General features: G+C 69.0%; 4 protein-coding genes. 2 read left to right on the forward strand and 2 right to left on the reverse strand.

Annotated features, from left to right (window positions below; all coding sequences use genetic code 11):
* Positions 1-430: hydrogenase maturation protease (locus tag NBX02_RS12135; protein WP_250291367.1), on the reverse strand; the 430-nt coding region annotated here is incomplete at its 3' end.
* A gap of 215 nt (positions 431-645) precedes the next feature.
* Here NBX02_RS12135 and NBX02_RS12140 point away from each other — a divergent pair.
* Together NBX02_RS12140 and hypB are read left to right on the forward strand one after the other, a co-directional pair.
* Positions 646-984, forward strand: a complete 339-nt coding sequence (locus tag NBX02_RS12140) for a hydrogenase maturation nickel metallochaperone HypA (RefSeq protein WP_250291369.1) — start codon at positions 646-648, stop codon at positions 982-984.
* A gap of 104 nt (positions 985-1088) precedes the next feature.
* Positions 1089-1976, forward strand: coding sequence for a hydrogenase nickel incorporation protein HypB (gene hypB / locus NBX02_RS12145; RefSeq protein ID WP_250291370.1), 888 nt, complete (start codon positions 1089-1091; stop codon positions 1974-1976).
* Here the strand turns inward: hypB and NBX02_RS12150 are convergent.
* A complete protein-coding gene (locus NBX02_RS12150; protein WP_250281361.1) occupies positions 1969-3246 on the reverse strand; it encodes an ABC transporter substrate-binding protein in 1278 nt (425 codons plus the stop codon). The genes hypB and NBX02_RS12150 overlap by 8 nt on opposite strands.
* Between the last annotated feature and the right edge of the window lie 727 nt (positions 3247-3973).

Here is a 3973-nt window from a genome sequence, read left to right on the forward strand (position 1 = left end):
CCTCCGGCCCGCGCCCGCCCGGCCCGCGCCCGCCCGGCCCGTGCCCGTCCGGCCCGTGCTCGTCCAGCCAGGTGGCGAGCGCCAGCGCGTGGTCCCAGCGGAAGGCGTGGGTGTGCAGGCCGGCCAGCGGCGGGAGATCGGCCAGCTCCGGACCGGGTACACGGTAGATCGTGCCCGGTCGCGCGCCGGTGCGGGCGGCGTCGACGATGACCACCCGGCGGGCCTCGCGGATCCGGAATGCCACGTCCATCCCGGCGGTGCCGCCGTCGACGACCCGCACCCCGTCGGGGACGCCTCGCTCCCACAGGTGCCGGATGAGGACCGGCCCGACGCCGTCGTCCCGGCGCAGGATGTTGCCGCAGCCCACCAGCAGCAGCTCGCAGCGCGCCGACGCGTCGCCGCCGGCGGGTCCCGCGGGGAGCTGCGTCACCGGGCGCCTCCATCCGTGCCGGCCGTCCCGTCCAGCCGTCCCATGCCGATCTTCCATCCGCCGTGCCCCGGGACCGCCGCGTTGATCGCGAAGTTGCCGACCTCACGCCCACCGCGCCGCCGGACCCGCCGGACCCGCCGGCGGACGCGGTCCGGACGATCGACACTGGGACGGGCACGTCCGTCAGGCCGGACACCGCCGTGGAGGGGGGCACCGTGCACGAGCTGTCGATCTGCCACGCCATCGCCGGCATCGTCCTCGAGCATGCCGGTGACCGTCCGGTGCGGGCTGTGAACATACGGGTCGGGCAGCTACGGCAGATCGTGCCGGGCACCCTCGTCCACTGCTGGTCGCTGGTCAGCCAGGACACCGCGCTGGACGGCTCGCGGCTGCGGGTCGAAAGCGTGCCGGCGCGGGTCCGCTGCGCCGGCTGCGGTCACTCCTGGACGCTGAGCGCGCCGGTCATGCGCTGCGGGCGGTGCGGCGGCCAGGACGTGTCGGTGCTGCACGGCGAGGAGTTTCTGATCACTTCCCTGGAGCTCGGGGAGGCGTGACCGGCCACGGGCTGGTTCGATCGACATCGCCGGTCGACAGGTCCCACGACCGGCGGTCTCAGTCGGCGGCGCGGGCCGGAACGGGCTGGAGGGGAAGGATCGTCATGGGCCGGTTCCACTGGCACGCCGACGGCGGCACGCACGGCGACCACCACGGCCACAGCCACGATCACCCGCACGGTCACGATCACCAGCCTGGCCACGATTACCAGCCGGGCCGGGACGGCCGCATAGGAGATCATTCCGGCTACGAGACCGGGACGCGGCGGGTCGAGGTGCTGGCCGCCATCCTCGGCGAGAACGACCGGCTCGCCGCCGCGAACCGCCGCGACTTCGACGCCGCCGGGACGCACGTCGTCAACCTGATGTCCGCGCCGGGTGCCGGCAAGACGACGCTGCTGCGGGAGACCCTCCGCCGGCTGTGCCCGGCACTGCGGGTCGGGGTGGTCGAGGGTGACATCGAGACCAGCATCGACGCCGACCGGCTCGCCGGGCTCGGCGCCGTGGTGTCACTGGTCAACACCGGCCAGGGTTTCGGCGGCGAGTGTCACCTGGACGCCGCCATGGTCCGTTCGGCGCTCGGGCGTCTGCCGCTGGGCCTGCTCGACCTCGTCGTCATCGAGAACGTCGGCAACCTGGTCTGCCCGGCCGAGTTCGACGTCGGCGAGCACCGGCGCGCGATGATCTTCTCGGTCACCGAGGGCGAGGAGAAGCCGCTGAAATACCCGATCATGTTCCGGTCCGCCGACCTCGTCCTGATCAACAAGGTGGACCTGCTGCCTCATCTGGACGTCGACCTCGAGCTCTTCCGCCGCAACCTGGCCGACGTCAGCCCCGGTGTGGCCACCCTGGAGATCAGCGCCCGTACCGGCGCCGGCCTCGGCGCGTGGTGCGACTGGCTGCGCGCGCCGCATCCCCCGCGGCCCGGCGCCGGCCGTCCGGCGGACCGGCCCGGCACCGGGCCACGGGTGTGGCGGGAGGATGTCAGCTGACGGGGATGTTGTTGATGGGGATGTCGTTGATGGGGGTGCCGCAGCGCGCCACGGGGTCCAGCGGCAGGAAGCGGCCGCCGTCGTCACTGACGCGGACGAAGTCGTAGCAGTTGGCGGCCTTGCCGCGGTTCGTCGCGAGGTCGATCGGGGCGGGCAGCAGGCCGTCGCCGTTGTAGTTGTGCACGCCGTGCAGCCCCTGGATGAATTCCAGGCGGGTCGGGCAGGGACCGGCCGCCTCCAGCCCGCGCAGGAACATGTCGGCTGACAGCCAGCCGAAGACCGCGCTGTCCTGGGCGGGTGACTGCACCTGCGGGGCGTACCGCGTCATCGCGTCGATCATCCGCTGGTGCGCGGGGCTGTTCACCTCGAACGGGACGAAGTTGATGTAGATGACGGTGCCGGCGAGGGTCGGGCCGAGCTGTTTGAGCAACGCCGGGTCGTAGCCGAACGGAGCGATCACCGTTTTGAGGTTGACGCCGGCGTCGCGGACCGCCGGCAGGATCTGGGCGAGGATGTCCGGGGTGACGATGCCGGCCAGGGTGTTCAGGCGCGCGGCCTTCATCTGCGCGGCCAGCGCCTCGAAACTGGTCGTCTTGGCGGTCACGGTGAAGCTCGCCTCGACGTGGACGCCGGCCGTCAGCAGGCTTGACCTGAGCTTCTCATAGAAGATTTCCGTCGCGTCGCTCAGCTCGGTGTTCACTATCAGGGCGCGGGTGCCGCCCTGGCTACGGACGAAATCCCCCCAGACGCTGGAGGATCCCCGCGTGGCCGAATAGTAGTGCCAGGAGAACATGTTGTCGTGGTCGTTCCAGGTGACATCGCCGGCCAGCCCGACGACCGGGACCTCGAGGTCGTCGAGATACTGCGCGGAGCCGACCACCACCCCCGCTGTTTCCAGAAGGCCGAAGACCTTTTCGTCCTGAACGAGCTCGCGAGCACCGGCACGGTTCCCGTTGGGGGAGCCGGCGTCGTCCCGCCAGACATACACGATCTTCCTGCCGTGGACGCCGCCCGCGGCGTTGGTCACCCCGAGGCGGGCCTCGACACCGGCCCGGAACGTCCGGTAGGCGGCTGACGTCGGCCCACTGTCGTCGAACAACAGGCCGATCTTGACCTCATCGCCGGCAACACCCGGTGACGAGCAGGGGCCCGGCCCCGCACGGCCGGACTGGCTCCTCGGGGTAGCGCAGGCGAACAGCCCGGTCAGGCTGCTCAGCGCCGCAGCCAGCACGGCGAACGACAGTAACGACCGCCTCCCGATCAAGAACATCGCAACGAGCTCCCTTGCCGCCACCGGACACCTACAGGTCATATCTGGACACAAAGAGTGCTCCGGTAGAAAACCGTACAAGAAAAGAATCCGAGCGGCACCGAATAGACCACACCCAGCATGTGAAACATGTCACGTGCAACCCATTACCCGCCCCACCTTTACCACATCCGCGAGCGCCCGCCACCGGACCGTCCACCAACCCCCCAAGAAAACCCGCCCCGGTGGAGCGCCGTCCCGGCCAGCCAGTTTCAGCCCGACTCGGATTTGTAGACCGCAGAGCCCAGACCCGTTATCGGTGGACGTGCCGCCTGACGTTTCAATCCGACCCGAATTTGTAGATCGCGGGGACTCTCCCAGAACGCCTTCACCGACAAGGAGCTGTCGTTTCAATCCGACTCGGATTTGTAGATCGCGAAGACATATTCGACCTGCTCGACCGCAACAAGGTGAAGTTTCAATCCGACTCGAATTCGTAGATCGCGGGGACCATGCATGGATTGGGAGAGATGAACCCATCAAGTTTCAATCCGACTCGGATTTGTAGATCGCGGGGACAGGGCCTGCGCCTGCTCGCCATCGCGGCGGGGTTTCAATCCGAATCGGATTTGTAGATCGCGGGGACCGTCAAGGGGAAGTCGTACTCCCTCTCCTACGGTTTCAATTCGACTCGGATTTGTAGATCGCGGGGACGAGATGGCGATCCGAAAGTTCGTCATCGTCTGGA

Origin of the sequence: Protofrankia sp. CiP1_Cm_nod1, assembly GCF_920888515.1 — a bacterium.
In the GTDB taxonomy this organism is placed as follows: domain Bacteria; phylum Actinomycetota; class Actinomycetes; order Frankiales; family Frankiaceae; genus Protofrankia.